Annotated in this window: 29 protein-coding genes; 24 read left to right on the plus strand and 5 right to left on the minus strand. The window is 64.7% G+C overall.

The genetic code is table 11. The features are described 5' to 3' along the window. Nucleotides 1-20 precede the first annotated feature (20 nt). Together iscU and PNAP_RS07835 are read right to left on the minus strand one after the other, a co-directional pair. Entirely contained in the window at nucleotides 21-473 is a 453-nt protein-coding gene (gene iscU, locus PNAP_RS07830; RefSeq protein WP_011800969.1) for a Fe-S cluster assembly scaffold IscU, read from the minus strand. Nucleotides 474-536: 63 nt separating this feature from the next. After that, nucleotides 537-1,781, minus strand: a complete 1,245-nt coding sequence (locus PNAP_RS07835) for an IscS subfamily cysteine desulfurase (protein WP_011800970.1) — start codon at nucleotides 1,779-1,781, stop codon at nucleotides 537-539. 337 nt (nucleotides 1,782-2,118) lie between these two features. On the opposite strand from PNAP_RS07835, the gene nifA reads away from it, so the two are divergent. Continuing rightward, nucleotides 2,119-3,828 (plus strand): nif-specific transcriptional activator NifA, encoded by a 1,710-nt coding sequence (gene nifA, locus PNAP_RS07840; protein WP_011800971.1) that lies wholly within the window; start codon nucleotides 2,119-2,121, stop codon nucleotides 3,826-3,828. A 95-nt stretch (nucleotides 3,829-3,923) separates the two neighbouring features. On the opposite strand, the gene PNAP_RS07845 is transcribed toward nifA, so the two are convergent. Together PNAP_RS07845 and PNAP_RS07850 are read right to left on the minus strand one after the other, a co-directional pair. Beyond that, nucleotides 3,924-4,412 carry a GNAT family N-acetyltransferase gene (locus tag PNAP_RS07845; RefSeq protein ID WP_011800972.1) on the minus strand — a complete coding sequence of 163 codons (489 nt, stop codon included), beginning with the start codon at nucleotides 4,410-4,412 and terminating at the stop codon, nucleotides 3,924-3,926. Continuing rightward, the gene (locus PNAP_RS07850) at nucleotides 4,409-4,798 is read right to left on the minus strand and encodes a type II toxin-antitoxin system TacA family antitoxin (protein WP_232290766.1); all 390 of its coding nucleotides are present in this window, start codon (nucleotides 4,796-4,798) and stop codon (nucleotides 4,409-4,411) included. The genes PNAP_RS07845 and PNAP_RS07850 overlap by 4 nt, the downstream gene beginning before the upstream one ends. A gap of 389 nt (nucleotides 4,799-5,187) precedes the next feature. On the opposite strand from PNAP_RS07850, the gene nifB reads away from it, so the two are divergent. Genes nifB through PNAP_RS07935 form a run of 17 tightly spaced genes read left to right on the plus strand, consistent with a single transcriptional unit; the run spans nucleotide 5,188 to nucleotide 17,514 of the window. Then, the gene (nifB, locus tag PNAP_RS07855; RefSeq protein WP_011800975.1) at nucleotides 5,188-6,783 is read left to right on the plus strand and encodes a nitrogenase cofactor biosynthesis protein NifB; all 1,596 of its coding nucleotides are present in this window, start codon (nucleotides 5,188-5,190) and stop codon (nucleotides 6,781-6,783) included. Between the two features lie 34 nt (nucleotides 6,784-6,817). Further along, complete coding sequence (locus tag PNAP_RS07860) at nucleotides 6,818-7,012, plus strand: 4Fe-4S binding protein (RefSeq protein ID WP_011800976.1); 195 nt, start codon at nucleotides 6,818-6,820, stop codon at nucleotides 7,010-7,012. A gap of 26 nt (nucleotides 7,013-7,038) precedes the next feature. Next, a complete protein-coding gene (locus tag PNAP_RS07865; protein WP_011800977.1) occupies nucleotides 7,039-7,449 on the plus strand; it encodes a HesB/IscA family protein in 411 nt (136 codons plus the stop codon). Between the two features lie 26 nt (nucleotides 7,450-7,475). Next, nucleotides 7,476-8,045 carry a hypothetical protein gene (locus PNAP_RS07870; RefSeq protein ID WP_011800978.1) on the plus strand — a complete coding sequence of 190 codons (570 nt, stop codon included), beginning with the start codon at nucleotides 7,476-7,478 and terminating at the stop codon, nucleotides 8,043-8,045. Next, on the plus strand, nucleotides 8,042-8,881 hold the full coding sequence (locus PNAP_RS07875; protein ID WP_011800979.1) for a 4Fe4S-binding leucine-rich repeat protein: 840 nt from the start codon (nucleotides 8,042-8,044) through the stop codon (nucleotides 8,879-8,881). Before PNAP_RS07870 ends, PNAP_RS07875 begins: the two co-directional genes overlap by 4 nt. Then, nucleotides 8,874-9,236, plus strand: coding sequence for a nitrogen fixation protein NifZ (locus PNAP_RS07880; RefSeq protein ID WP_011800980.1), 363 nt, complete (start codon nucleotides 8,874-8,876; stop codon nucleotides 9,234-9,236). Before PNAP_RS07875 ends, PNAP_RS07880 begins: the two co-directional genes overlap by 8 nt. Continuing rightward, entirely contained in the window at nucleotides 9,233-9,544 is a 312-nt protein-coding gene (locus PNAP_RS07885; RefSeq protein ID WP_011800981.1) for a nitrogen fixation protein NifZ, read from the plus strand. Before PNAP_RS07880 ends, PNAP_RS07885 begins: the two co-directional genes overlap by 4 nt. Continuing rightward, nucleotides 9,541-9,894 (plus strand): DUF3024 domain-containing protein, encoded by a 354-nt coding sequence (locus PNAP_RS07890; protein WP_011800982.1) that lies wholly within the window; start codon nucleotides 9,541-9,543, stop codon nucleotides 9,892-9,894. The genes PNAP_RS07885 and PNAP_RS07890 overlap by 4 nt, the downstream gene beginning before the upstream one ends. A 24-nt stretch (nucleotides 9,895-9,918) precedes the next feature. Then, complete coding sequence (locus tag PNAP_RS07895; protein WP_011800983.1) at nucleotides 9,919-11,067, plus strand: cysteine desulfurase family protein; 1,149 nt, start codon at nucleotides 9,919-9,921, stop codon at nucleotides 11,065-11,067. Nucleotides 11,068-11,110: 43 nt separating this feature from the next. After that, on the plus strand, nucleotides 11,111-11,329 hold the full coding sequence (nifT, locus tag PNAP_RS07900; RefSeq protein WP_011800984.1) for a putative nitrogen fixation protein NifT: 219 nt from the start codon (nucleotides 11,111-11,113) through the stop codon (nucleotides 11,327-11,329). 11 nt (nucleotides 11,330-11,340) lie between these two features. Continuing rightward, nucleotides 11,341-11,604, plus strand: coding sequence for a hypothetical protein (locus tag PNAP_RS07905; protein WP_011800985.1), 264 nt, complete (start codon nucleotides 11,341-11,343; stop codon nucleotides 11,602-11,604). A gap of 4 nt (nucleotides 11,605-11,608) precedes the next feature. Further along, nucleotides 11,609-12,772, plus strand: coding sequence for a DegT/DnrJ/EryC1/StrS family aminotransferase (locus PNAP_RS07910; protein WP_011800986.1), 1,164 nt, complete (start codon nucleotides 11,609-11,611; stop codon nucleotides 12,770-12,772). Nucleotides 12,773-12,782: 10 nt separating this feature from the next. Continuing rightward, nucleotides 12,783-13,628 (plus strand): SIR2 family NAD-dependent protein deacylase, encoded by an 846-nt coding sequence (locus PNAP_RS07915; protein WP_011800987.1) that lies wholly within the window; start codon nucleotides 12,783-12,785, stop codon nucleotides 13,626-13,628. Nucleotides 13,629-13,688: 60 nt separating this feature from the next. Beyond that, nucleotides 13,689-14,015, plus strand: coding sequence for a 2Fe-2S iron-sulfur cluster-binding protein (locus PNAP_RS07920; protein WP_011800988.1), 327 nt, complete (start codon nucleotides 13,689-13,691; stop codon nucleotides 14,013-14,015). Between the two features lie 24 nt (nucleotides 14,016-14,039). Further along, nucleotides 14,040-15,671 carry a flavin monoamine oxidase family protein gene (locus PNAP_RS07925; protein ID WP_011800989.1) on the plus strand — a complete coding sequence of 544 codons (1,632 nt, stop codon included), beginning with the start codon at nucleotides 14,040-14,042 and terminating at the stop codon, nucleotides 15,669-15,671. A 5-nt stretch (nucleotides 15,672-15,676) separates the two neighbouring features. Further along, nucleotides 15,677-16,042: a ribonuclease HepT family protein gene (locus PNAP_RS07930; RefSeq protein WP_232290767.1), complete on the plus strand. Its 366-nt coding sequence runs from the start codon at nucleotides 15,677-15,679 to the stop codon at nucleotides 16,040-16,042. After that, a complete protein-coding gene (locus PNAP_RS07935) occupies nucleotides 16,039-17,514 on the plus strand; it encodes a protein adenylyltransferase SelO (RefSeq protein ID WP_198140679.1) in 1,476 nt (491 codons plus the stop codon). Before PNAP_RS07930 ends, PNAP_RS07935 begins: the two co-directional genes overlap by 4 nt. Before the next feature lie 78 nt (nucleotides 17,515-17,592). On the opposite strand, the gene PNAP_RS07940 is transcribed toward PNAP_RS07935, so the two are convergent. Further along, nucleotides 17,593-18,414, minus strand: a complete 822-nt coding sequence (locus PNAP_RS07940; protein WP_011800991.1) for a FadR/GntR family transcriptional regulator — start codon at nucleotides 18,412-18,414, stop codon at nucleotides 17,593-17,595. 139 nt (nucleotides 18,415-18,553) lie between these two features. Between PNAP_RS07940 and PNAP_RS07945 the strand changes: the two genes are divergently transcribed. The 6 genes from PNAP_RS07945 to kdgD all read left to right on the plus strand — a co-directional run bounded on the left by PNAP_RS07945 (nucleotide 18,554) and on the right by kdgD (nucleotide 24,135). Beyond that, nucleotides 18,554-19,363: an NAD-dependent epimerase/dehydratase family protein gene (locus PNAP_RS07945; protein ID WP_011800992.1), complete on the plus strand. Its 810-nt coding sequence runs from the start codon at nucleotides 18,554-18,556 to the stop codon at nucleotides 19,361-19,363. Nucleotides 19,364-19,369: 6 nt separating this feature from the next. After that, a complete protein-coding gene (locus tag PNAP_RS07950) occupies nucleotides 19,370-20,272 on the plus strand; it encodes an SMP-30/gluconolactonase/LRE family protein (RefSeq protein WP_011800993.1) in 903 nt (300 codons plus the stop codon). Between the two features lie 36 nt (nucleotides 20,273-20,308). Further along, nucleotides 20,309-21,280, plus strand: coding sequence for a TRAP transporter substrate-binding protein (locus tag PNAP_RS07955; protein WP_011800994.1), 972 nt, complete (start codon nucleotides 20,309-20,311; stop codon nucleotides 21,278-21,280). 103 nt (nucleotides 21,281-21,383) lie between these two features. Further along, nucleotides 21,384-21,878, plus strand: a complete 495-nt coding sequence (locus PNAP_RS07960; protein ID WP_041376604.1) for a TRAP transporter small permease — start codon at nucleotides 21,384-21,386, stop codon at nucleotides 21,876-21,878. Beyond that, on the plus strand, nucleotides 21,869-23,161 hold the full coding sequence (locus PNAP_RS07965; protein ID WP_011800996.1) for a TRAP transporter large permease: 1,293 nt from the start codon (nucleotides 21,869-21,871) through the stop codon (nucleotides 23,159-23,161). Before PNAP_RS07960 ends, PNAP_RS07965 begins: the two co-directional genes overlap by 10 nt. A 62-nt stretch (nucleotides 23,162-23,223) precedes the next feature. Beyond that, nucleotides 23,224-24,135 carry a 5-dehydro-4-deoxyglucarate dehydratase gene (gene kdgD / locus PNAP_RS07970; protein ID WP_011800997.1) on the plus strand — a complete coding sequence of 304 codons (912 nt, stop codon included), beginning with the start codon at nucleotides 23,224-23,226 and terminating at the stop codon, nucleotides 24,133-24,135. Nucleotides 24,136-24,151: the final 16 nt, after the last annotated feature.

The following is a 24,151-nucleotide window of genomic DNA, read 5'->3' on the forward strand; positions in this document are numbered from 1 at the left end:
GGAGGATGGGGGTTAGAGAGTTAGAGAGTGGGGGCGGGCGTGCTGGAGGCGCAGACGGGCTGCTCGGTCAGGATCGTGGCGGCGCCGGAGCCGGCCGGGTGGCGCGCGCGGAAGTCGGCCACTGCGGCCTTGATGGCGTCTTCGGCCAGGATGGAGCAGTGGATCTTGACCGGCGGCAGGGCCAGCTCTTCGGCGATGTCGGAATTCTTGATGGCCAGGGCTTCGTCCAGCGTGCGGCCGCGCACCCATTCCGTCACCAGCGAACTCGACGCGATGGCCGAGCCGCAGCCGTAGGTCTTGAACTTGGCGTCCTCGATCACGCCCTCGGCGTTGACGCGTATCTGCAGCCGCATCACATCGCCGCAGGCGGGCGCGCCGACCATGCCGGTGCCAACGCTGTCGTCGCCGGCCTCGAAGGCGCCGACGTTGCGCGGGTTTTCGTAGTGGTCAACGACCTTATCGCTGTATGCCATAAAAATTCTCCGTAAGAAGTGGGGATGAACAGTGGGGATGGACGGGCGGGTTTGAATCCGGACTCAGTGTTCGGACCACTGGATGGTGCTGAGATCGATGCCGGCCTGCACCATGTCCCAGAGCGGGCTCATGGCGCGCAGCTTGGTCACGACCTGGGTGACCTGTTCAATCGTGAAATCAATGTCTTCCACCGTGGTGAAGCGGCCAATCGAAAAGCGCACCGAGCTGTGGGCCAGCTCGTCGCTGCGGCCCATGGCGCGCAGCACATAGCTGGGCTCCAGGCTGGCCGAGGTGCAGGCCGAGCCCGATGACACGGCCACGCCCTTGATGCCCATCAGCAGCGACTCGCCCTCGACATAGTTGAAGCTGGCGTTCAGGTACTGCACGGCGCGGTGGTCGGCATCGCCGTTGAGGACGACGGCGTCCATCTTCAGGAAGCCGGCCCAGAGCCGCTCGCGCAGCATGGCAATGCGGGCGTTGTCGGCGGCCATGCATTCGCGCGCCAGCCAGAAGGCTTCGCCCATGCCGACGATCTGGTGCGTGGGCAGCGTGCCCGAGCGCATGCCGCGCTCGTGGCCGCCGCCGTGCATCTGGGCGTCGATGCGGATGCGGGGCTTGCGCCGCACGTACAAAGCGCCAACGCCCTTGGGGCCGTAGATCTTGTGCGCCGACAGCGACATCAAATCAATCGGCAACTGCTCCAGGTCAATCACCACCTTGCCGGCGGCCTGCGCGGCATCGACATGCAGAATCACGCCCTTGGCGCGGCAAATCGCGCCGATGGCGGCGATGTCCTGAATCACGCCGGTTTCGTTGTTGACGAACATCACCGAGGCCAGCACGGTGTCGGGACGCAGCGCGGCTTCAAAGACCGCCAGGTCCAGCAGTCCGCTGGCCAGCACCGGCAGCACGGTGACTTCGTAGCCTTCGCGCTCCAGTTCGCGCATGCTGTCCAGGACCGCCTTGTGCTCGGTCGCCAGCGTGACCAGGTGCTTGCCCTTGGCCTTGTAGAAATGGGCCGCGCCCTTGATGGCCAGGTTGTTCGATTCGGTGGCGCCCGAGGTCCAGACGATTTCGCGCGGGTCGGCGTTGATCAGCGCGCAGACCTGTTCGCGGGCCAGTTCCACGGCTTCGTCGGCCGCCCAGCCGTAGGCATGGGAGCGGCTGGCCGGGTTGCCGTAAAGCTCCGTCAGGTAGGGCATCATTTTGCTGGCGACGCGGCGGTCCACCGGGGTGGTGGCCGCATAGTCAAGGTACACGGGCTGGGGCGCCCGGTGGGTGGCTTTGTCGCGACTGAGGTTCGTCATGGCAGGCTCCTGGAATGAGAGGTGAGACATCCCTGTACCGCAATTTCGGTGCCATGCGTTTTGTCGCTTGAAACGCTGACTTTGGCCTGTTGATTGTTGTTTTTGTATGCCATCGGCGCTCAAGGGCGCCGCCCGCTTGTCTTGTTTGTCGGAAACAGGCATGTGGCGTGGATTTCACAATCCCTCATCATGTTTGGCGTATTTGGTACGTTTCTTGCGTGAGTTATTCTTGAGACTGTTGCATCGTCACCGAGTCCCGTTGCTGGTGCATATCAGGGTCCGGGCGCCAGGCGGTTCGATGCGGCAGGCCCTATGTTGCACAAAACCGGGACTCAACATGGTGAATACACAAATGACTGAAGCTCGGCGCGAGCTGAATGCGGTTTATGAAGTCAGCAAGACGCTGGCCACTTCGCTGGACGTTGCCAAGACCTTTCGCGAAGCATTGAACTATCTGGTGCAGGCCTTTGACTGGCGTCGTGCCTTCGTGGTGATCGGCGAGCCCGAAGGCCGGCTGCGCGGCCTGTGCGCCGTGGGTCTCACGCGCGAGGAGCAGCAGCGCCTGCAGTTCCAGTCCGGCGAGGGAATCGTCGGCCGGGTTTATGCCAATGGCATTCAGGTCATGGTGCCCGACGTGAACGTCGAGCCGCTGTTTCTCAATCGCACGGGCGGCGCCGACCAGTCCCCGGGAGTTGGCGTTGCCATGCTGGTCACGCCCATTCGCGCCGACCGCCGAACCGTCGGCGTGCTGGCCATCGACTGCCTGAACCCCGGTGAGCGTCGCGGATTCTCCGACAACCTTCAACTGCTCAAGATGGTCGCCACGCTCATGGGGCAGGCGCTGCTGCTCAACCGCAGCGTCAGCGCCGCGCACGACAGCCTGCAGGACGAGGTGCGCCGCATGCACAAGGTGCTCAAGCCCAGCAAGCAGATCGAGCAGGTGGTCGGTATTTCCGCGCCGATGCAGGACGTGTTCGAGCAGGTTCACCAGGTCGCGCCGGCCCGCACCACGGTGCTGCTGCGCGGCGAGAGCGGCACCGGCAAGGAAGTGATTGCGCGCGCGATTCACAACCTTTCGCCGCGTAAGCGCGAAGCCTTTGTCTGTGTCAACTGTGCGGCGCTGACCGAGTCGCTGCTTGAAAGTGAGCTGTTCGGCCACGAGAAGGGCGCCTTCACCGGCGCGCAGGGCCAGCGCAAGGGCCGCTTCGAGATGGCCCATGGTGGCACGCTGTTTCTCGACGAAATCGGCGACATTTCAGCGTCGTTCCAGGCCAAGCTCCTGCGCGTGCTGCAGGAGCGCGAATTCGAGCGCGTGGGCGGCGGCACAGCCGTGAAGGTGGATGTGCGCCTGATCCTGGCCACCAACCGCAACCTTGAGCGCATGGTGCAGGCCGGCGAGTTCCGCGCCGACCTGTACTACCGCATCAACGTGGTCAGCATCCAGCTGCCGCCGCTGCGCGAGCGGCGCGAGGACATTCCGGCGATGGCCGGGCATTTCCTGGCGCGCTTCAACCGCGAGAACGTGCGCGCCATCCAGTTCAGCCCGGCCGCCATGCGGGTGCTGAGCAGCTGCTACTGGCCCGGCAACGTGCGCGAACTGGAGAACTGCGTCGAACGCACGGCCACCATGACGCATGACAATGTCATCAACGACCTGGCGTTTCCGTGCCAGAGCAACCGCTGCCTGACCCAGGTGCTGCATCACAACGAACGCATAGACGCAGTGCGTCCCGCGCGGCTGGCCGACATTCCGATCACCGAAGTGCCGATGGCCCCGCCGCGTTCCGATGCCGGCGGCAACGCCGGCCTGCCGCTACCCGCCGATTCCAGGCCGGAGGCCAGCACTTTCGACGATGGCATGGATGAGTCCGATGAGGCGCTTGCCCGCACCGACGATGGAAAGCCCGACGGCGAGCGCGAACGGCTGGTCTGGGCCATGGAGCGCTGCGGCTGGGTTCAGGCCAAGGCGGCCCGCCTGCTGAAGATATCGCCACGCCAGATGGGCTACGCGCTGCAAAAGCACGACATCGAAGTGCGCAAGTTCTGAGTAACGGCAGCTGGCGTCACAGTCTGACGCCAATCCGCTACTGATTGAATAGCTGCCAGCGCATGCTACACGTGCGCTGGCGGCTTTTTTTGTATTCAACAGTCTTTCAGGTCGGCCAGCGTGATCATCAACAGTTGTGGATCCATGGGGGAGGACTCAAACCCAAGGTGTTCGTAAAAAACCCTGGCCTCATCGGATAAAGCCTGCACGGTCATGCCGCGAATGCCGATGGCATCCGCGGCCTGCAAAACACGCATTCCGGCATCCCGAACCAGAGCCCGGCCAAAGCCCTGACCGCGAAGGGTACTGTCAACGGCCAAACGCCCCAGTACCACCACCGGAATGGGGTCTGGCATGTTTCGGCGTAAGCGCCCCGTGGCTTGCGTGCCCAGCAAGGCACCGGAGGCCAGTGCGTAATACGCGACGACGCGGTTTTCAGTGCACACCACGTAAGTCCGTGAGGCGCCCTGAACCTGATTTTTCAGGGCGCGGCGTTTCAGCCAGTTGTCCAGGCTGTCCGCCCCACAAGCAAAGCCCTCGGTGATGTGATGAGCCGCAAGGGGCGCAGGAGCCGAAAAATTCATCCACGCTCCCAAGGCGCGGGTGTCTGCATGGTTTTGCGCAGGCGCTCGTTGGCTTGAGGCGGCATGTCCAGGCGGGCCAGAAATTGCTCATACGCTTGCGGGCTGACAGAGATGGCGACCTGATCCAGCAAAGCGTCTTCCGCCGCCAGACGCGCGGCATCCAGAATGAAGTCGGTGCGGTTTTTACCGCGCGTTTTGGCGGCGCGGTCAATCAGATTGCGCTCTTCAGGTTTGATGCGGATGTTGAGGGTTTCGCGTTTGACTTCAGTGGCTGCGGGCATGGAGATTTCTCCTGTAAAACCTGATGCTAGCATTTTTGTAATGACAACGTCATTTTGTCGCAAATAAACGCTATGAATTGCATAGCTGCTTGCGCCCGTACTCATTGCGCCAGAGGCTGATTTGATGCTGAAAAACAGTGGTTTTTCCTTCTGGACAGCGCTTTCACGCCCTCTGGCGGACTGATTTTGGCTTAAAACTCGCTTTTTCAGGTGCCAAATATGCCTCTGACGTAATCAGGGTATGCATGAGCAGCTATGAAATAAGGAGTAAAGAGGTGGTTAAAAATAACAAATGCTCATGGATACCCCACAGCCGACTTTCCCCATGTTGCCTTTGTAGCATCACTGACAACAGCTTGAAAAAATTGTCCGCCATGTCGCATGTGACACATCCGACAAATCCTTCAACCCATTGATTCATAAGGATTTTTTAGCTGGCATGGATTTAGCTATAGAACTCCCATGCGGCCATGGTCGGTCGCGAAAGGGTTTCCATGCAAGCAAGCGCAAACACCGGTTCCATGCCCGCCACAACCTATGTCAGCATAGGTCAGATCAAACCCCTGGGGGCCGCACTCGAACTGCCGAAAAGCGGTGGCGGCTGCGATACGCTCGATGACGAAAGCAAGGCTACTTGCGGAACGTCAGCCGGCCCCGACGACATGCCGCTAGAGATCTGGGACAAGGTCAAGAATCACCCTTGCTACTCCGAAGAAGCTCACCATCACTATGCCCGGATGCACGTTGCCGTCGCGCCCGCCTGCAACATCCAGTGCAATTACTGCAACCGCAAATACGACTGCAGCAACGAATCGCGCCCCGGCGTGGTCTCGCAAAAGCTGACGCCCGAGCAGGCGGTGAAAAAAGTCGTGGCCGTGGCCAGCGAGATTCCGCAAATGACGGTGCTTGGCGTGGCCGGCCCCGGCGATTCGCTGGCGAACCCGAAAAAGACCTTCGACACCTTCCGCATGCTGCAGGAGCAGGCGCCCGACATCAAGCTGTGCATGTCCACCAACGGCCTGGCGCTGCCCGCGCTGGTCGATGAAATCTGCCAGTACAACATCGACCACGTCACCATCACCATCAACATGGTGGACCCGGCCATCGGCGAAAAAATCTATCCGTGGATTTTCTGGAACCACAAGCGCGTCACCGGCTACGAAGCCTCCAGGATCCTGCACGAGCAGCAGATGCTCGGCCTGGAGATGCTCACCGCGCGCGGCGTGCTGACCAAGATCAACTCGGTGCTGATTCCCGGCATCAACGACGAGCACCTGATCGAAGTCAACCGCGAAGTGAAAAAGCGCGGCGCCTTCCTGCACAACATCATGCCGCTGATCTCCGAAGCCGAGCATGGCACGGTGTTCGGCCTGACCGGCCAGCGCGGCCCCTCGGCCTCCGAACTCAAGGCCGTGCAGGACGCCTGCATGGGTGGCGCCAACCTGATGCGCCACTGCCGCCAGTGCCGCGCCGATGCCGTCGGCCTGCTGGGCGAAGACCGCAGCGAAGAGTTCACCATGGACAAGCTCGAACAGATGGAAGTCGTCTATGACCTGGGCAAGCGCAAGACCTACCAGGACAAGGTCGAGGTCGAGCGCCAGGCCCAGCACGCCGCCAAGCAGGAAGCGCTGGCTGCGTCCAGCGCCCTGATGGCCGGCGATGACCTGCAGGTTCTGGTGGCCGTGGCCACCAAGGGCGGCGGCCGCGTCAACGAGCACTTCGGCCACGTCACCGAATTCCAGGTCTTCCAGGTCTCGGCCGCCGAAGCGCTGTTCGTCGGCCACCGCCGCGTGGACCAGTATTGCCAGGGCGGCGAGGGCGACGACGAGCAGCTGCCGTCGGTGGTTCGCGCCATCAACGACTGCCATGCGGTGCTGGTCGCCAAGATCGGCGCCTGCCCGAAAGACGACCTGACCGCCGCCGGCATCGAGGCGGTTGACCAGTATGTCGGCGAGTTCATTGAAAAAGCCGCGCTGGAATGGTTCAACGACTACCGCAGCCGCATCGCCAGCGGCGCCGTGGTTCACCAGAACCGTGGCGACGCGCAGATTCGCCAGGGCGCTTTCACCGGCCTGGCCGAAGCCGCCTAAAGTTTTTCACCCCCAACCTTATCGGAGACCCACCATGCCACTCAAGATCATTGCCTCCACCTGCACCGCCTGCTCCGCCTGCGAGCCTGAATGCCCGAATGTCGCCATCCGCGAAAAAGGCGGCACCTACGTCATCGACCCCAAGAAATGCACCGACTGCGAGGGTCACTTTGATGAGCCCCAGTGCATCGCCGTTTGCCCGGTGGATGGCTGCATCGTCAAGATCTGATTCCGCCTTACAAAAGGATTTAAACCATGCTGCCCAAAGTCACCATCACCCCCGCTGCTGCGAAGTTCATCAATCGCATCGTGCGTTTCTCCGGCCTGCCTGCGGGCGCCGGTTTGCGCCTGGCCGTGACCCCGGGCGGTTGCTCGGGCTACTCGTCAGAGTTCAGCGCCGAGGCGGCTCCCCAGACGGGCGAGCAAATGCTCGAAACCGGTGGCGTGCGCCTGTTCCTGGGCGCCGAGAGCCGGCTGATGCTCGAAGGCATCACGATTGATTTCACGGAAACGGCGACCCAGTCGGGCCTGTCCTTCATCAATCCCAACCAGGCCGCCTGCGGCTGCAGCAGCGCCGAAACGGCGGCGCCCCCGTCCGGCGTGACCAAGATCGAGATCAGCGCCATCGGCCGTGGCCGTCCGGCCGCCCCGATCCTGGCTTCCTGAGCGACAAGCACCCAAGGGGCAGTTCCATGGATGCAGCAAGCCTGGGCTTCGACGACAACCTGGCGGCGTTTGCCGACAGCGCCATCGGCGGCGGCCTGAGCCCGCAGGTCGAGGCGCTGATCAAACAGGCCGGGCTGCTGCGCCATCTGCCGCAGCAGGCGCTGCCCTTGCTGGAGCAGGCCCGGGCGGCGGCGCCCCGCCACCCGGTGCCGCTGATTGCGCTGTACCGCTTTTACTTTTACGGCCACCAGCTGGCCTTGGCGCGCGCCGCCGGCGAAGATGCGCTGGCGATTGCGCGCAATGCGCTTGGCCCCGATTTTGGCGATCATCCGCCCAGCGATGAGGCGGCGCGCGATGACGCCGCCGTGCGCTTTTACCTGTTCACCCTCAAAGGCCTGGCCTATCTGAACCTGCGGCTGGACGACTTTGAGGAAGCCCGGCTGATGCTGGGCGAGCTGCGCCGCCTGGACCCGCAGGACCGGGTGGGCGGCGCCTTGCTGTCGCAGGTGCTGGCCCGCCATGAGGCTGGCGAGGCCGAAGATTCACTCTCAGCCTACCCGGTGCGCGGTTGGAGCGGCACCGGGCCTGCGCTATGAACACGCCGGGCGCCACTTTCATGGGCAGCGCATTGGGCGGAACCAGTTCGCGCGCCCCGGCGGGCGACATTGGCCCCCAGCACTGGCAGGGCGGGCCGCTCCAATGCGGTGACTGCTGCCATGCGGCCTTGCGCACTCAGCCGGGCGAGCAGGGCTGCGAGCCCGGCCACGCCTGCATGCAGGATGTCTATGCCCGGCGCATCGACCGATTTTTCAACTGGCATCCCGATTTGGGCGATGCGCAGCTGGAGCATCCCTATTTCGAGGTGCGCGCCATTGCCGCGCGCCATGCCAGCGTGTTTCGCCTGCTGGCGATGGTTGATGACCCCGACGAGACCGTTCGCCTGCAGATTGCCTTGCGCCTGCCGCTGGCGCAACTGATCCGGCTGGCCAACGACCCGCATCGCGAAGTGCGCATCCGCGTCGCGCAGCGCCTGTCGCCCACGGCGCTGGCCAGCATGCGCAACGATGAAGACTATGGCGTGCGCGAACTGGTGGCGCTGCGCATGCCGCTGGCCCTTTTACCCCTCATGGCCAGCGACCGCGACCGAGCCGTGCGCATGCGCGTGGCCCAGCGCCTGGAGATGCCGGCCCTGCTGCGCATGGCCGACGACACCGAAGTCGAGGTGCGCCGCATCGTCGCCGAGCGCCTGCCCGCGCCGCTGCTGCTGCGCATGGCGCGCGACGCCGACTGGCGCGTGCGCTGGGAAGTGGCCCAGCGCGGCGATGCGGCGGTGCTGGCGGCCTTGCAGGGCGACGAAGATTCTGAAGTTCGCCAGACCGTTGCCGAGCGGCTGGGGCACGAGGTAATTCAACTGGGAGTGGCACATGGCTGATATCAACCGCGATGACAACGAAATTGAACTTGCCTCGCCGCCGCGCTTCAAGTATGGCGAGCGCGTGATTGCGCGCTCGGTCATCCGCAACGACGGCACCTACAACGGGCGCGACATCGGCGAGGTGCTGGTCCACAAGGGCGAGATCGGCTACGTCATCAACATCAACACCTTTTTGCAGCAGTTCTACATCTACGCCGTGGACTTTGTTGATTCCGGCCACCGTGTGGGCATGCGGGCCAAGGAGCTTTGCACTCTGGACAACCTGCCCGACGATGTGCTGGAGCAGCTCGGCGCCAAGGCCGGCGTGCTGCAGACACTCGGAAATGCCACACCCACTGAGGAACCGTCATGAATGCCACTCCCAATGCCCTGTCCGGTGTCGGTATCGAACTGCGCGAGCCCGCGTATGCCTGGGGCCAGCGCGTCATTGCGCTCGATGACCTGGTCAACGACGGCAGCTACCCCGACCGTGAAGAAGGCGCGCTGCTGGCCGCGCGCGGCTCGCTGGGCGAGATCGTCAACATCGGCCATGCGCAGGAGCTGAACGAGCCGGTCTATCTGGTGCAGTTCGACGGCTGCGTGGTCGGCTGCCTGGAGATCGAGCTGGTTCCCGCGCCGCACGGACTGCTGCCCGAGACGGACGAAGAGGCCGGCGCATGAACACGGCCAGGGCAGTGGCGGCTCCGGCCGGCGGCGGCCCGGTCGCGGACTTCATGCAGCATCGCGTTGAAAAGGCGCTGCGCGAGCGCGTGCGTTACCGCTATGTGCAGCCGCTGGTGCTGCGCGAAGGCGACAGTTTCCGCATCCAGAGCCCGTGCTGCTCGCGCAACGTGGACCCCAGCGGCGGCGTGATCGACATTGCGCTGCTGGCGCCCGGCGCGGACCAGCGCTGGAGCCTGTCGGCGCGCGACCATGCCCGTGGCGCCTGGGTGCCACGGTTTCAGGATGAACCGCTGGACGAACTGCTCGACGCCCTGTGCGTGGACAACGAACGCCAGTTCTGGCCCTGAACTGAAAAAAAACTGGCCACCACCATGATCTACCTCGACCACAACGCCACCACGCCGCCCGCGCCTGCGGTCGTCGCGGCCATGCTGCCGGTGCTGTCCAGCCTGTGGGCCAACAGCTCTTCGCAACACGGGCCGGGGCAGGAAGCCAGGCGCGCCCTGGGCGCCGCACGGAGCGCGGTGGCGCGGGTGCTGGGCTGCAAGCCCGTCGAGGTCGTTTTTACCAGCGGCGCCACCGAGGCCAACCACATGGCCGTGCGCGGCCTGCTGGCCGCCGCCGCCCCTGAGCGGCGGCGTGTCGTGTTCAGCCGCATCGAGCATGCGGGCCACCTGCGCCTGGCGCGCGCGCTGGCCGAGAGCGGCGTTCAGGTGGACTTCATTCCGGTGCTGGCCGATGGCACGCTGGATCTGCCCGCCGCCGCCGCGCTGATCGGCCCCGACGTGGCGCTGGTCTCGCTGATGGCCGCCAACAATGAAACCGGCGCCCTGATGCCGGTGGCCGAAGCCGCCGCGCTGGCGCAGGCCGCCGGGGCGCGGCTGCATGTGGACGCCACCCAGTTCATCGGCAAGCAGCCGTTTGTTTTTTCCACCTGCGGCGCGGATGCCGTGTCGCTGTCAGCGCACAAGTTCAATGGCCCCAAGGGCGTGGGCGCGCTGCTGCTGCGCCAGGGGACGCCTTTCACCGCGCAAACGCTGGGCAGCCAGGAGCGCGGCCGCCGTGGCGGCACCGAGAACCTGGCCGGCATTGTCGGGCTGGCGGCGGCGCTGGAGCTGCTGGGCGATGTGAGCGTGGAAGCCGCCCGCCTGGCCGCTTTGCGCGATGCGCTTGAAAACGGATTGATTCACGCGCTGCCAGCCACCCACATCTGGTGCCGCAGCGTGCCGCGCCTGCCCGGCACCAGCTACCTGCGCTTTGGCCAGCTGTCGGTCGATGTGGTGCTGCAGCGGCTGGAGCGCCTGGGCGTGGCCGCGTCGTCGGGCGCGGCCTGCTCCTCCGGCGGCAGCGAGCCTTCGCATGTTTTGACGGCGATGGGCGTTCCGGCCGACGAGGCGCTGGCCGCCGTGCGGCTGTCGCTGGGCCGCACCACCACGGCCGAAGACGTGGCTTCCTTGCTTGCCTTGCTGCCGCCGCTCCTGGAGCCGCTGCTGCAGGAAGAAATGTTGATTGCTCCTTAAAGCGAACTCTTAAAACCATGTTGATACCTACCAGGAGCCAAAGATGAAACTGATGATCCGCAAAGACAGCAAGGGCACGTTGACCGGTTATGTGCCCAAGAAAGACCTGGAGGAGCCCATCATCAGCATGGTCAATCCCGGCATGTGGGGCGGCTTGGTCACCCTGGGCAACGGCTGGCAGTTCGACCTGCCCGCCATGCCCGCCGACACGCCGCTGCCGATCACTGTCGAAGCGCGCCGCCTCCCGGTGACCGAGGAATAAGGAGCATCGCCATGGCCATGACCCCTGACTATCTGCGTGATGCCGGCGAAGTGATTGGCGCGGCGTCATCGCTGCGCGACGCGGCAACGCTCTGGCGCGCACGCGACCCGGACATGCGTGTCGTGCTGGTCGATGCGATGGACATGCAGGGCGAAACCCCCGCGCTGCTGCTGGGCGCCCGCCGCGTTTACCTGGCGACCTCGAACGGCCATTGCTGGTCCATCACCCAGCAACCCGAAGAAGCCACCGCACTGATCCTGACGCAGGAGGACTGACAGCATGGAAATCGACGCCATCTCCCTGTTTGAACCCGAATGCGGCGACCGCGAGATTGAACTCGTCTGCGCCGTGCTGCAGTCAACCCGCTGGGGCGACGGACCGATGCTCGAAGGCTTCGAGCAGGCCTTTGCCGGCTGGGCCGGGCGCAAGTACGCCGTGGCCGTGGGCAGCGGCACGCTGGGCACCTGGATCGCATTGCGCGCCATGGGAATCGGCCCTGGCGACGAGGTGATCTGCACCTCGCACGCCTGGCACCAGGTGGCGCAGGCCATCACGCTGGCCGGCGCCACCCCGGTGTTTGCCGACATCAACTACTGGACCGGCAGCCTGAGCCCCGAAAAGGCCGCCCTCAAGATCACCCCGAAAACCCGCGCCATCCTGGCGGGCAACACCAACGGCCACCCGGCCGACTGGGAGCCGCTGCGCGCGCTGGCCGACGCCCATGGCTTGAGACTCATCGAAGACAGCACCGAAGCCCTGGGCTCGCGCTACAAGGGCCGCACCGTGGGCAGCTTTGGCGACGTGGCGGTGTTTGACTTTTCCCTGCCCTCGGCGCTTTGCACCGGCGAAGGCGGCATGCTGGTCACGGACGACGACGAGCTGATCCACGAGCTGCGCTACCTGCGCCAGCGCCGCATTGCCGACCGCAACTCGGTCTCGGTCGGCTCGCGGGTGCCGCTGCAGGCCGGCATGAGCGAGCTGACCGCCGCGCTGGGCCTGGCCCAGCTGGCCGAACTCGACGAGCGGCTGGCCCTGCGCAAGGAGGCCGAAGGCTGGTACCAGGCGCACATGGAGAGCTTTGAGGGCGTCAAGCCGCCCTACATCAGCGAGGACGCCGATGAAGTCAACTGGATGCTCTACGTCGTGCATCTGGGCAAGCGCTTCACGCTCAGCGCCCGGGCGCAGATGATTGACGACCTCAAGTCCAGCGGCGTCGAAACCGCCGCCTACAGCCACCCGCTGCACCAGCAGTATTACTACATGAATGCGGGCGAAACCATCGGCCGCCAGCGCGGCCTGCTGCGCGACACCGACCGCATCGGCGACCGCGCCCTGGCGCTGCCGCTGCACACCCAGCTTGACGAAATCCAGGTTCAGTACATCGTCACCACGCTCAAGGACACCGCGACCAATGTCGGTGCCGGCGCAGCCATTTACCTCTGAGGACTTCACCATGAACGCTTTGATCCGCGATATTGCCCAACAGCTCGACTCCGGCAGCGTCATTCCCTACCTGGGGCCTGACATGCTGTCGCTGTGCAGCGATCTCAAAGTGCCGGCCACCCCGCTGGCGCTGGCCGAGATCATGACCAGCAAGGTCAGCGTGCCGCACAAGATCCGCAAGCGCCTGACCCAGGCCGCGCAGTTCATCGAGAACTTCAAGCACCGCAAGTCGGTGGTGCATCTGATGAACGAGGCCTTTGCCGCCACGCCTGTCCCCTCGGCCTTTCACCTCGCGCTGGCCGGCAGCGGCGCCGGGCTGTGGGTCGATACCTGGTATGACGACACCATGGCCGCCGCGCTGGCGCAGACCCAGTCCCCCGGCGACTGGGTGCAGGTGCAGGGCCTGTCGCAGTCCGAGCATTTTGGCCACTGGACCGGTGTCTATGGCGACGATGGCGCCGTGCTGCCCGAGATGCCCGCCGATGCCGGCCGCATTCTCTACAAGCCCATCGGCAGCCACAGCCCGGCGGGAAATTTTCTGGTGTCCGACAGCGACTATGTTGAAGTGCTGACCGAAATCGACATCCAGACGCCGATTCCGGCCGCCGTGCAGGCCTGGCGCACCGGCCGCAACTTCCTGTTCCTGGGCTGCCGCTTTGACGACCAGCTGACGCGCTGCTTTGCGCGCCAGATCATGAAGCGCTCGTCCGAGCGCCACTGGGCCGTGCTGCCCGAAGAACCCACCCGCATGGAGGCGCGCTTTCTGCAGGAGCAGGGCATCACGCGCATCAACCTGCCGCTGGCGCAGTTTGCCGATGCGCTGATGGACGCCATGCAGCCCGCGCTGGCAGCCTGAGGACTTTCATCCTTTTTTCCTTCCCTTTCCTTTCCACCAACCCACCCTTAAAAAATCATCATGACGACACTCACCCCTGAATCCGCACAAACCACCATGACGACCATGACCGTCATGCCTTCCGGCAAATCCTATGAAGTCGCGACCGGCACGACCTTGCTCAAGGCCCTGCAATCCGTCGGCGAGCCGATCAAGAGCAAATGCGGCGGCGAAGCCAAATGCGAAGCCTGCCACGTCTTCGTCACGTCAGGCCGCAAGACCCTGTCCAAGATCAGGCCCGCGGAAAACGAAAAGCTCGACGGCATGGTCGGCATCAGCTCCAACTCCCGCCTGGCCTGCCAGGCCGTGCTGGGTACAGAGCCGATCACCGTTGAATTGATCGCCTAAGGCCCAACCCAAAGGACTGACATCATGGCTGCAATCGTTCCCCTTTCTTCTGGCCGGGTGTTCGATGTCGCCATCGTCGGCGCGGGCCTGTGCGGGCTGGCGCTGGCGCGTGTGCTGGCGGCGCGCGGCCTGGATGTGCAAGTGATTGAAGCCCGCGACCGCCTGGGCGGGCGCGTGCAGACCCGGCATTGCGACACCACCGGCCAGGCGCTGGACCTCGGTCCGGCCTGGTTCTGGCTTGAAACTGAGCCGCGCATCACCGCGCTGCTCGGCGAACTCGGGCTGGCCAGTCAGTCGCAAGCTGATCCCGGTGACGCCCTGTGGCTCACCGACCCCAACCGCGAACCCGAACGCCGGATCGAAGCCGGCGGCGTGCATGCCAATGCCCGCCGCATCGAGGGCGGCGCGGCGCGGCTGGTCCAGGCCCTGGCAGCCGGGCTGCCGCAGGGCTCCCTGCACCTTGGCGTTGCGGTGCGCGCATTGCGCGACCGGGGCGCCTTCATTGAATTACTGCCCGCCACCGGCCACCCCTTGCGGGCGCGCCAGGTGGTGCTGGCGCTGCCGCCGCGCCTGGTGCATGAGCGGCTGCAGTTTGATCCCGAACTGCCCGCCGCCGTGGTCGAGGCGCTGGCCGGCACGCCGACCTGGATGGCCGCGCAGGCCAAGGCGGTGACGACGTTTTCCCAGCCCTTCTGGCGCACGGCGGGCCATTCCGGCAATGCCTTTGTGCGCCATGCCCAGGCGGTGCTGGGCGAAGTGTTTGATGCCAGCGAAGGCAGCGCCGGCGCGCTCGGCGGCTTTATTGCCCTGAACGCCGCCCAGCGCGAGAACTTCAAGCGCGGCCTGCCGATGCTGATCGACAGCCAGCTGGCCCAGCTCTACGGCCCCGAGGCGCAGCACGGCCAGCAGTTCGTGCAGGACTGGGCCGAAGAGCCCTGGACCTGCAGCGCCGCCGACCGTGCCAGCCCGCCCGAGCCGCCGCAGGCCAATCCGCTGCTGCGCCAGCCGCAGTGGGCGGGCCGCGTGTTTTTCGGCGGCAGCGAAACGGCCGCCCACGGCGCCGGTCACATGGAAGGCGCGCTTGAATCGGCCGACCGCATCGCCCACGCCTTGCGCCGCCCCACGCCAGGCGCCAGCAGCGCGCAGGCGCTGGCCGCCGTGCATCTGGCGCGGCCTGCCGACGGCGCCCGCGCCGAGGCCGTCGGCGCTTTTTCGGCCAGCGTGCTGACGCTGCGCGGCATCGCGCCCGAGCGCTACCGGCTGCACCTGACCCGGCTGCTTTCCAGCCAGCAGTCCGATCTGCTCACGCAGCGCGCCTTGCTGGCCACGGCCGACCAGGTGTACAGCGAGTCCCTGGCCCGCCTCGACCACCTGCTGCCCGCGCTGGACGCGGCCAGCGCAGAAGTGCTCAATGGCCGCCACGCGCTGACGGCGGCGCTGCTGGCACCGTTCGAGGGCTGGAACAAAGGCCTGCTGGAGGCCGCGCTCAGCTTTAACGGCACCTCCTGCGCGCTGTCGAACTTTCCGCTCGACCACCAGCCCGATGCCGACATGCTGCGCGCCATCACGCTCGACCTGGGCGCCGCCTGGCGCGAGTTCGCGCTCGAACTCAACACGCGGCTGCTGGCCGCCTGCGGCGCGGCGCAGACCGTTTAGGCCCCATGACCCCCATCATCACCACGGCCCTGCTGGGCCTGATTGAACAGGCCGGAACCGCCATTTCCATCCTGATTGAAGGGCTGGAGCGCGGCGAGCTGCTGCGCTCGCGCCTGACCCGCGGCGAAGTGCTGCGCCAGCTCAAAACTCTGGCCGACAGCGCCTGGCAGGTCGAGCCCGGTGCGCGCAGCGAGATGCCCGAGCTGGACTGGACCGGCTGGGACGCCATGCGCCCGCGCTTTTGCGGCCCGCCCGGCGAAGCGCTCGACGATGCCCTGTGGTTTGCCTGCGAAGCGCTGGTGCCCGCCACGCTGCTGTGGCTGCGCGTCTATCAGCAAAGCCAGCCGGAATTGTTCCGGATGGCGTCGTGAACCTTCCCCTTGGCGAGCCCCGCTTTGCCGCGCTCGGCCCGGCCTATGGGCAGCCGGTGGCGGCGCTGCCGCTGCCGGACGCGTTGCGGCTGTACTTCAATGCCGCGCTGGCCGATCAGATAGGGCTGGACCCGCGCTGGTGCCAAAGCGCGGCCGCGCTGCCGCTGTTGACCGGCAACGCCGCCTGGCCCGGCCAGACGCCCAGCGCGTCGGTCTATGCCGGCCACCAGTTTGGCGTCTGGGTCAGCCAGCTCGGGGATGGCCGCGTGCTGACCCTGGCCGAATGGCGGGCGCCCGATGGCAGCCCGGTCGAGCTGCAACTCAAGGGCGCTGGCCCCACGCCCTATGCGCGCGGCAGCGATGGCCGCGCCACGCTGGCCTCGTCGGTGCGCGAACTGCTGGCCTGCGAGGCGCTGCATGCGCTGGGCGTGCCGACCACCCGCGCCCTGTCGCTGGCCGGCTCCAGTCTTTCGGTGCAGCGCGACGAGCTTGATACCGCCGCCGTGCTGGGCCGCACCGCACCGTGCTTTGTGCGTTTTGGCCATTTTGAATTCCATGCCCGCCACGGCACGCCGCAGCAGCTGGCACTGCTTGCCGATCATGTCATCGAGCACCACTTTCCGTATCTGGCGAACCAGCCCCAGCGCCATGCCGCCTGGCTGGCCGAGGTGGTCGAGCTGACGGCCGCGCTGTTCGCCCACTGGCAGACGCTGGGCTTTTGCCACGGCGTGCTGAACACCGACAACCTCTCGGTGCTCGGCCTGACGCTGGACTACGGCCCTTACGGCTTCATGGAGCGCTTTCGACCGCACCATGTCTGCAACGCCTCCGACCACGAAGGCCGCTACGCCTACACCGCGCAGCCGGCCATCGGGCGCTGGAACTGCGAGCGCCTGCTGGGCGCCTGCGCCGGCCTGCTCGCCCCGCAGCCCGAAGCCGCGCGCGAGCAGGCGCAGGCGCTGCTGGCGCGCTACGACGAGGTGTACCGCCAGGAAGTGATGCGCCGCTGGCGCGCCAAGCTCGGGCTGCGCGAGGCACGTGCCGGGGACGCCGGCCTGCTGAACCGCTGGCTCACGCTGCTGCAGCGCGGCAAGGCCGATTTCACGCTGGCTTTTCGCCGCCTGGCCGACGCCATTCAAATAGACCCGGCCGAGGCGCTGATCTGTCTGCCCGCCGGACAGGACGCCGCGCTGCGCGACTGGCTCGATGACTGGCGCGCCCGCCTGGCCAGTGAAGGTGGCTCACCCGCCGGGCGCGCCAGCGCGATGCGCCGCGTCAATCCCCGCTACGTGCTGCGCAACCACCTGGCCCAGGCCGCGATTGAGGGCGCCCAGCGCGGATCGAGCGTGGAACTGCACCGCCTGCTGGCCGTGCTGGCGCGGCCGTTTGACGAGCAGCCGGGGGCGGAGCACTACGCCGCGCCGCCGGCGCAGGGGCTGGAACTGGAACTGGAAATCGGGTGTTCGGCTTAGCGGCTGGGATTTTGCGAGTCAAAATATAAAAAGACAGGTTGTCGTACAACCTACTTTACGCTCTGCCTTGAATTCAATTCATGGGCCTGAAAAGGGTGTCTTCATGTCTGCCGACGGCTGCAGGGTGTGTGCGTTGTTGCCCCGACGCAGACGCTCGCGGCTGTTGGAAAGATGGGTCCGCATGGCGGCACGGGCCGCTTCCGTGTCCTGGTCGCGAATGGCGTTGTAGATGCTTTCATGCTCGGTATGGACGCGCTGCAGGTAGTTCAGGCGCCCCTCGGGCGCGCTGTGCGCCGTGTTGACCCGGGTGCGCGGAATGATCATGGTGCCCAGGTAAGTCATCAGGTCGGCGAAGTGCCGGTTACCGGTCGAGCGGGCAATTTCCATGTGGAACTGGAAATCGGGCGGCACGGCATCGGAGTCCCGCTGAATCGAGTCGCGGAAGGCGTGCAGGGCGGCTTCCAGGGCCAGCAGGTTTTCCGGCGTTCTCCTCTGGGCGGCCAGGCCGGCCGCCTCGGTTTCAAGGCTGATGCGCAGCTCCAGCACGGAAATGACATCGGCAATCGTGGCGAAGTCATCGGCCGCTATCTTGAAGTTTCCGGCTTCCTGGGGCGACAGCACAAAGGTGCCAATGCCATGCCGGGTCTTGACCAGCCCGGAGGCCTGGAGCTTGGACAGCGACTCGCGGACCACGGTGCGGCTGACATCGAACCGGGCCATGATTTCGGCCTCTGTCGGCATTTTGTCGCCGGGTTTCAATTCGCCTGCCTGGATGCTGGCAGCCAGGCTTTCGACGATTTCTCCCACCAGTCCGCGTGGTCGGCGAGCGCGCGAGGGCGTCTCAAGGGCTGAAGGAGCATCGCCGGTTTTGGCCGGACTAGGGGTTTTCCATGAGTTCATTTAAAAAATATTGACATGTGTGGGAAGTACTTAGACAATTTGAGTCATCAGACAACGTACAACAGATGTTTGAATGAATTGACTCTAACAAAGTGGATGAAAAAGTCCAGTGTTTTACAACTAAACGGCCTCTAAAAAAATGACCATCAAAGTTCACGACAAGTTGCTATTGACCGGCGCCGCCGGTGGTTTGGGCAAAGCCTTGCGCGACCGACTCAAAGCCAATTGTTCAGTCCTGCGGCTGTCCGATGTCCAGGCTTTTGGCGATGCGCTTGAAGGGGAGGAAATCATACTGGCTGATCTGGCCGATGCGGCGGCGGTCGATGCCATGGTCAAAGGGGTCGATGCCATCGTTCACCTGGGCGGCATGTCGGTCGAAGGCCCGTTCGGCCCGATCCTGCAGGCCAACATCCTGGGCGCCTACAACCTCTATGAAGCGGCCCGCAAGCACGGCGTCAAGCGCGTGGTGTTCGCCAGTTCCAACCATGTGACTGGCTTTTACCGCCAGGACCAGACCATCACCGCTGACCATCCGGCCCGGCCCGATGGCCTGTACGGCCTGAGCAAGGCCTTCGGCGAAGACCTGTCGCGCTTTTACTTTGACCGCTACGGCATCGAAACCGCCTGCGTGCGCATCGGCTCGTCGTTTCCCGAGCCCCGGGACCGGCGCATGCTGGCCACCTGGCTGAGCTTTGACGACCTGCACCGCCTGATCACCGCCTGCCTCACGACGCCGGTGCTGGGCCACAGCATCATCTTCGGCATGTCCGACAACGCCGTGACCTGGTGGGACAACAGCCGCGCGCGCCATATCGGCTATGTGCCGCAGGACAGCTCGGATGTGTTCCGCGACGCCATTTATGCGCGTACCACCAGCCCTGACCTGAACGATCCGGTGGCCCGGTACCAGGGCGGCGGTTTTGTCGTGGCCGGGCCGTTTGGCGACTGACCCGTCATGAGCAGCGACTTCATCAAGGCAGAGCTGGTGCTCGACGCGCGCAACGCAACGGGCGAAAGCCCGGTCTGGAACGGCGCGGAGCAGGCGCTGTACTGGGTCGATATTCCGGCGCGCACGCTGTGCCGCTGGACGCCGGCAACCGGCGAAGCTAGCTGCTGGCTGGCGCCTGAAATGCTGGCTTGCGTGGCGATGACGCCGGCGGCAAATACCTGGATAGCCGGCGCCGAAAGCGGAATCTTTCAGCTGCAACTCCAGGACGACGGACAGCTCGGCTTTGAAAGCCTCGCACCCGTCAGCCACGCCATGCCCGGCATGCGCTTCAACGATGGCCGCTGCGACCGCCAGGGGCGCTTCCTGGCCGGAACAATGTTGATGAATATGGCCGCTGGCGCAAGCGTGGGTTGCGTCTACAGCTATCAAAAAGAGAGTGGACTGACGAAACTGCTGGACGGCTTCATCACGCCCAACGGCATGGCCTTCAGCCTTGACGGCCGCACCATGTACCTGTCGGACTCGCATCCTTCGGTGCAGTCGGTCTGGGCCTTTGACTACGACCTGGACACTGGCACGCCGTCGAACCGCCGGCTGTTCATCGACATGAAGCCGCTGCCCGGCCGGCCTGACGGCGCGGCGGTGGATGCCGACGGCTGCTACTGGATCTGCGGCAACGATGCCGGGCTGGTCCACCGCTTCACGCCTGACGGCAAGCTGGACCGTTCGCTGGCCGTGCCGGTGAAAAAACCGGCCATGTGCGCCTTTGGCGGCGCCGGCCTGGACACCCTGTTCGTCACGTCGATTCGCCCCGAAGGCGTCGATCTGTCTGACCAGCCGCTGGCCGGCGGTGTGTTTGCGCTGCGCCCCGGCGTGCGCGGACTGCCTGAGCCCGCATTCCTGAATTGATTAAAAAATTTTTCCACCACCTAGACCGAGGATGACATGAAGATTCAAAAAACACTGCTGGCCGTTGCAGCCGCGCTGACCCTGGTTCCCGTGGCGAGTTCCGCCGCCACGTTCCGCTCCGCCGATATCCACAACGCCGACGACTACCCGACCGTGGTCGCCGTGAAATACATGAGCGACGTGCTGGAGAAAAAGAGCGGTGGCAAGTACAAGATCAAGGTGTTCAACAAGGGCGCGCTGGGCACTGAAAAGGAAACCATTGACCAGGTCAAGATTGGCGCGCTTGATTTGACCCGCGTCAACATCAGCCCGATGAATGCGATCTGCCAGAAGACGCAGGTTCCGACCATGCCTTTCCTGTTCCATTCGGTCGAGCACATGCGCAAGTCGCTTGACGGCCCGGCCGGCGAGGAAATTTTGAAAGACTGCGAAGCCCAGGGCTTCATCGGCCTGGCTTTTTATGACAGCGGCGCGCGCTCGATCTATGCCAAGAAGCCGATCAAGACCGTGGCCGACGTGAAGGGCCTGAAGATTCGCGTCCAGCAGTCCGACCTGTGGGTTTCGCTGATTGGCGCCATGGGCGGCAACGCCACGCCGATGCCTTACGGCGAGGTCTATACCGGCCTGAAGACCGGCCTGATCGACGCGGCCGAGAACAACATCCCGTCGTTTGACACCTCCAAGCACTATGAAGCGGTGAAGTTCTATTCCAAGACCGAGCACTCGATGGCGCCCGAAATGCTGCTGATGTCCAAGGTGATCTGGGACAAGCTGCCCAAGGCGGACCAGGACATGATCCGCAGCGCGGCCAAGGAATCGGTCGCCGTGCAGCGCAAGAAGTGGGATGAGCAGGAAGCCAAGTCGCTGGCCGTTGTCAAGGCCGGCGGCGCCCAGATCGTCGAGGTGGACAAGGCCTCGTTCCAGGCCGTGATGGGTCCGGTTTATGACAAGTTCATTGTCACGCCTGACATGAAGCGCCTGGTCAAGTCCATTCAGGACACCAAGTAACCATCAGCCAGCAAGCCCCCGTCCTGCGGCGCCACGCCAGGGGATGGGCAGCGCTTCGTCCCTGTGTTGGGGGCGGGCGCCGCGACAAGGCAAGGCGAAAAACATGAACTTCTATACAAAATTTTGCGCGATGCTGTCCAAGATCAGCCTGATCCTGGCCGTCATAGGACTGCTCGCAGTCGTCCTGTGCGTGCAGTGGCAGGTAATCGGGCGTTACGTCCTGAACGACACGCCCACCTGGGCCGAGGCGCTGGCCCTGCTGCTGGTGCTGTTCGTCACGGCCTTCGGCCTGGCGGTCGGTGTGCGTGACGCCGGCCACATCGGCCTGGAATCGCTGGTCGTACTCTTGCCCGAAAAATGGCAGCACCGCATTGAAATCCTGATTCATGGGCTGGTCGGCCTCTTCGGCGCGCTGATGGTGCATGGTGGCTGGCTCTGGATGATGGCCAAGTGGAACGAGAAAAAACCCATGATGCCCGTCCCCGATGGCATCGATTACCTGCCGCTGGTGATTGCCGGCGTGCTGATCGTGCTGTTTTCAATTGAACATATCATCGCGCTGCTGCGCGGCCAAGTCGTGGAGCCAGCATGGAACTGACCGTACTCGCCCTGAGCTTCACGCTCCTGCTGATCATCGGCGTGCCGGTTGCCTTTTCGATTGGACTGGCGTCGGTGGCCACCATCCTTGCCGCCGGCCTGCCGGTCGCGGTGGTGTTCCAGAAGATGGTCGGCGGCATGCAGATCTTCTCCTTCCTCGCCATTCCCTTCTTTGTCTTCGCCGGCGAGTTGATGCTCTACGGCGGCATTGCCGAGCGCATCGTGCGCTTTGCCAACAGCCTGGTCGGCCATGTGCGCGGCGGCCTGGGCATGAGCAACGTGATCGGCTGCACGCTGTTCGGCGGCGTGGCCGGCTCGCCGCTGGCGGACGTGTCGGCCATCGGCTCGGTGATGATTCCGCTGATGAAGAAGGAAGGCTACGACGCCGATTACGCGGTCAACGTCACGACGCACGCCGCGCTGGTCGGCGCCATCATGCCGACCTCGCACAACATGATCATCTTCACGCTGGCCACCTCGGGCATTGCCTCGGTCAGCGTGCTGAGCCTGATCCTGGCGGGCCTGGTGCCGGCGATTCTGCTGACGCTGTGCAACCTGGGCGCGGCCTACTACGTGGCCGTCAAGCGCGGCTACCCGACACGCGGTGCCTTCCCCGGCTGGGGCGAGGTCATGCGCGCCTTCGGTGCTTCGTTGCCGGGCCTGCTGGTGGTGGTGATCATTCTGGTCGGCATCCTGTCCGGCGCGTTCACCGCGACCGAGTCGGCATCGATTGCCGTGGCCTGGGCGCTGTTCATCACGGCAGTGGTTTACCGCACGATGTCCTGGAAAAACTTCATGACGGCCTGCGCCAAGGCCTGCAAGACCACCGGCGTGGTGCTGCTGCTGATCGGCATCTCGAACGCGTTCGGCTACTTCATGGCGCTGTACGAGGTGCCGCAGCTGACCGGCGAGCTGATGAAGTCGATCAGCAGCGAGCCCTGGGTCATCTTTTTCATGATCAACGTGCTGCTGTTCATCCTCGGCACCTTCCTCGACATGGCCGCGACCATCCTGATCTGCACGCCGATCTTCATGCCGATTGCCATGCAGTTCGGCATGGACCCGGTGCAGTTCGGCATCGTGATGCTGATCAACTGTGCGCTGGGCCTGAACACGCCGCCGGTCGGCTCGGTGCAGTTCGTCGGCTGCGCGATAGGCGGGATATCGGTCGGGCAGGTGATGCGTTCGATCCTGCCGTTCTACAGCGCGCTGGGCATCTGCCTGTTGCTGGTGACCTATGTGCCTGCATTCTCGATGTGGCTGCCCAACTTGATCACCAAGTAAATCCGGCGCTTTATGGCTTCGGCTCACTTCAACTCAACTTTTTTTCCTCGAAGAACTTTTTCATGAATCCGCAAGACCTCAAAACCATCGTCAGTTCCGGCCTCCTGTCTTTCCCCGTCACCGACTTTGACGAGCAGGGCGATTTCCGTCCCAAGACCTACATCGAGCGTCTCGAATGGCTGGCCCCTTACGGCGCCACCGCGCTGTTCGCCGCCGGCGGCACGGGCGAGTTCTTTTCGCTGACGGGCGACGAGTACCCGCTGATCATCAAGACGGCGGTGAACACCTGCGCCGGCAAGGTGCCGATCATTGCCGGCGTCGGCGGCCCGACCCGTTTTGCGATTGCCTGCGCGCAGGAAGCCGAGCGCCTGGGCGCCCACGGCATCTTGCTGCTGCCGCACTACCTGATGGAAGCCGGCCAGGAAGGGCTGATTGCCCATGTCGAGGCCGTCTGCAAGAGCGTGAAGTTCGGCGTGATCGTGTACAACCGCAACGTCTGCAAGCTCACGCCCGAGTCGCTGGCGATTCTGGCCGACCGCTGCCCGAACCTGATCGGCTTCAAGGACGGCGTGGGCAACATCGAAACCATGTCGTCGATCTTCATGAAGATGGGTGACCGCTTTTCTTATCTGGGCGGCCTGCCCACGGCCGAGGTCTATGCCGCCGCCTACAAAGCGCTGGGCACGCCGGTGTATTCGTCGGCGGTGTTCAACTTCATCCCCAAGACGGCGATGGATTTCTACCATGCGGTTGCCAGCGACGACCTGGCCACACAGCACCGCCTCTTGAGAGACTTCTTCATGCCTTACCTGGCGCTTCGCAACAAGAATCCTGGCTACGCGGTCAGCATCGTCAAGGCCGGCGCCACCATCGTCGGGCATGACGCCGGCCCGGTGCGTCCGCCCCTGACCGACCTCAAGCCGGCCGAGATGGAAGAGCTGGCCGTGCTGATCAAGAGCCTCGGCCCGCAGTAACTGACTAACCGGAGCC

The sequence above is a fragment of the Polaromonas naphthalenivorans CJ2 genome (genome assembly GCF_000015505.1).
GTDB classification, from domain to species: Bacteria; Pseudomonadota; Gammaproteobacteria; order Burkholderiales; family Burkholderiaceae_C; genus Polaromonas; species Polaromonas naphthalenivorans.

What these genes read in the sequence shown, in the direction of transcription:
- iscU (WP_011800969.1), bottom strand. Translation starts at nt 473, where the DNA reads ATGGCATACAGCGATAAGGTCGTTGACCACTACGAAAACCCGCGCAAC.
- PNAP_RS07835 (WP_011800970.1), bottom strand. Translation starts at nt 1,781, where the DNA reads ATGACGAACCTCAGTCGCGACAAAGCCACCCACCGGGCGCCCCAGCCC.
- nifA (WP_011800971.1), top strand. Translation starts at nt 2,119, where the DNA reads ATGGTGAATACACAAATGACTGAAGCTCGGCGCGAGCTGAATGCGGTT.
- PNAP_RS07845 (WP_011800972.1), bottom strand. Translation starts at nt 4,412, where the DNA reads ATGAATTTTTCGGCTCCTGCGCCCCTTGCGGCTCATCACATCACCGAG.
- PNAP_RS07850 (WP_232290766.1), bottom strand. Translation starts at nt 4,798, where the DNA reads ATGAGTACGGGCGCAAGCAGCTATGCAATTCATAGCGTTTATTTGCGA.
- nifB (WP_011800975.1), top strand. Translation starts at nt 5,188, where the DNA reads ATGCAAGCAAGCGCAAACACCGGTTCCATGCCCGCCACAACCTATGTC.
- PNAP_RS07860 (WP_011800976.1), top strand. Translation starts at nt 6,818, where the DNA reads ATGCCACTCAAGATCATTGCCTCCACCTGCACCGCCTGCTCCGCCTGC.
- PNAP_RS07865 (WP_011800977.1), top strand. Translation starts at nt 7,039, where the DNA reads ATGCTGCCCAAAGTCACCATCACCCCCGCTGCTGCGAAGTTCATCAAT.
- PNAP_RS07870 (WP_011800978.1), top strand. Translation starts at nt 7,476, where the DNA reads ATGGATGCAGCAAGCCTGGGCTTCGACGACAACCTGGCGGCGTTTGCC.
- PNAP_RS07875 (WP_011800979.1), top strand. Translation starts at nt 8,042, where the DNA reads ATGAACACGCCGGGCGCCACTTTCATGGGCAGCGCATTGGGCGGAACC.
- PNAP_RS07880 (WP_011800980.1), top strand. Translation starts at nt 8,874, where the DNA reads ATGGCTGATATCAACCGCGATGACAACGAAATTGAACTTGCCTCGCCG.
- PNAP_RS07885 (WP_011800981.1), top strand. Translation starts at nt 9,233, where the DNA reads ATGAATGCCACTCCCAATGCCCTGTCCGGTGTCGGTATCGAACTGCGC.
- PNAP_RS07890 (WP_011800982.1), top strand. Translation starts at nt 9,541, where the DNA reads ATGAACACGGCCAGGGCAGTGGCGGCTCCGGCCGGCGGCGGCCCGGTC.
- PNAP_RS07895 (WP_011800983.1), top strand. Translation starts at nt 9,919, where the DNA reads ATGATCTACCTCGACCACAACGCCACCACGCCGCCCGCGCCTGCGGTC.
- nifT (WP_011800984.1), top strand. Translation starts at nt 11,111, where the DNA reads ATGAAACTGATGATCCGCAAAGACAGCAAGGGCACGTTGACCGGTTAT.
- PNAP_RS07905 (WP_011800985.1), top strand. Translation starts at nt 11,341, where the DNA reads ATGGCCATGACCCCTGACTATCTGCGTGATGCCGGCGAAGTGATTGGC.
- PNAP_RS07910 (WP_011800986.1), top strand. Translation starts at nt 11,609, where the DNA reads ATGGAAATCGACGCCATCTCCCTGTTTGAACCCGAATGCGGCGACCGC.
- PNAP_RS07915 (WP_011800987.1), top strand. Translation starts at nt 12,783, where the DNA reads ATGAACGCTTTGATCCGCGATATTGCCCAACAGCTCGACTCCGGCAGC.
- PNAP_RS07920 (WP_011800988.1), top strand. Translation starts at nt 13,689, where the DNA reads ATGACGACACTCACCCCTGAATCCGCACAAACCACCATGACGACCATG.
- PNAP_RS07925 (WP_011800989.1), top strand. Translation starts at nt 14,040, where the DNA reads ATGGCTGCAATCGTTCCCCTTTCTTCTGGCCGGGTGTTCGATGTCGCC.
- PNAP_RS07930 (WP_232290767.1), top strand. Translation starts at nt 15,677, where the DNA reads ATGACCCCCATCATCACCACGGCCCTGCTGGGCCTGATTGAACAGGCC.
- PNAP_RS07940 (WP_011800991.1), bottom strand. Translation starts at nt 18,414, where the DNA reads ATGAACTCATGGAAAACCCCTAGTCCGGCCAAAACCGGCGATGCTCCT.
- PNAP_RS07945 (WP_011800992.1), top strand. Translation starts at nt 18,554, where the DNA reads ATGACCATCAAAGTTCACGACAAGTTGCTATTGACCGGCGCCGCCGGT.
- PNAP_RS07950 (WP_011800993.1), top strand. Translation starts at nt 19,370, where the DNA reads ATGAGCAGCGACTTCATCAAGGCAGAGCTGGTGCTCGACGCGCGCAAC.
- PNAP_RS07955 (WP_011800994.1), top strand. Translation starts at nt 20,309, where the DNA reads ATGAAGATTCAAAAAACACTGCTGGCCGTTGCAGCCGCGCTGACCCTG.
- PNAP_RS07960 (WP_041376604.1), top strand. Translation starts at nt 21,384, where the DNA reads ATGAACTTCTATACAAAATTTTGCGCGATGCTGTCCAAGATCAGCCTG.
- PNAP_RS07965 (WP_011800996.1), top strand. Translation starts at nt 21,869, where the DNA reads ATGGAACTGACCGTACTCGCCCTGAGCTTCACGCTCCTGCTGATCATC.
- kdgD (WP_011800997.1), top strand. Translation starts at nt 23,224, where the DNA reads ATGAATCCGCAAGACCTCAAAACCATCGTCAGTTCCGGCCTCCTGTCT.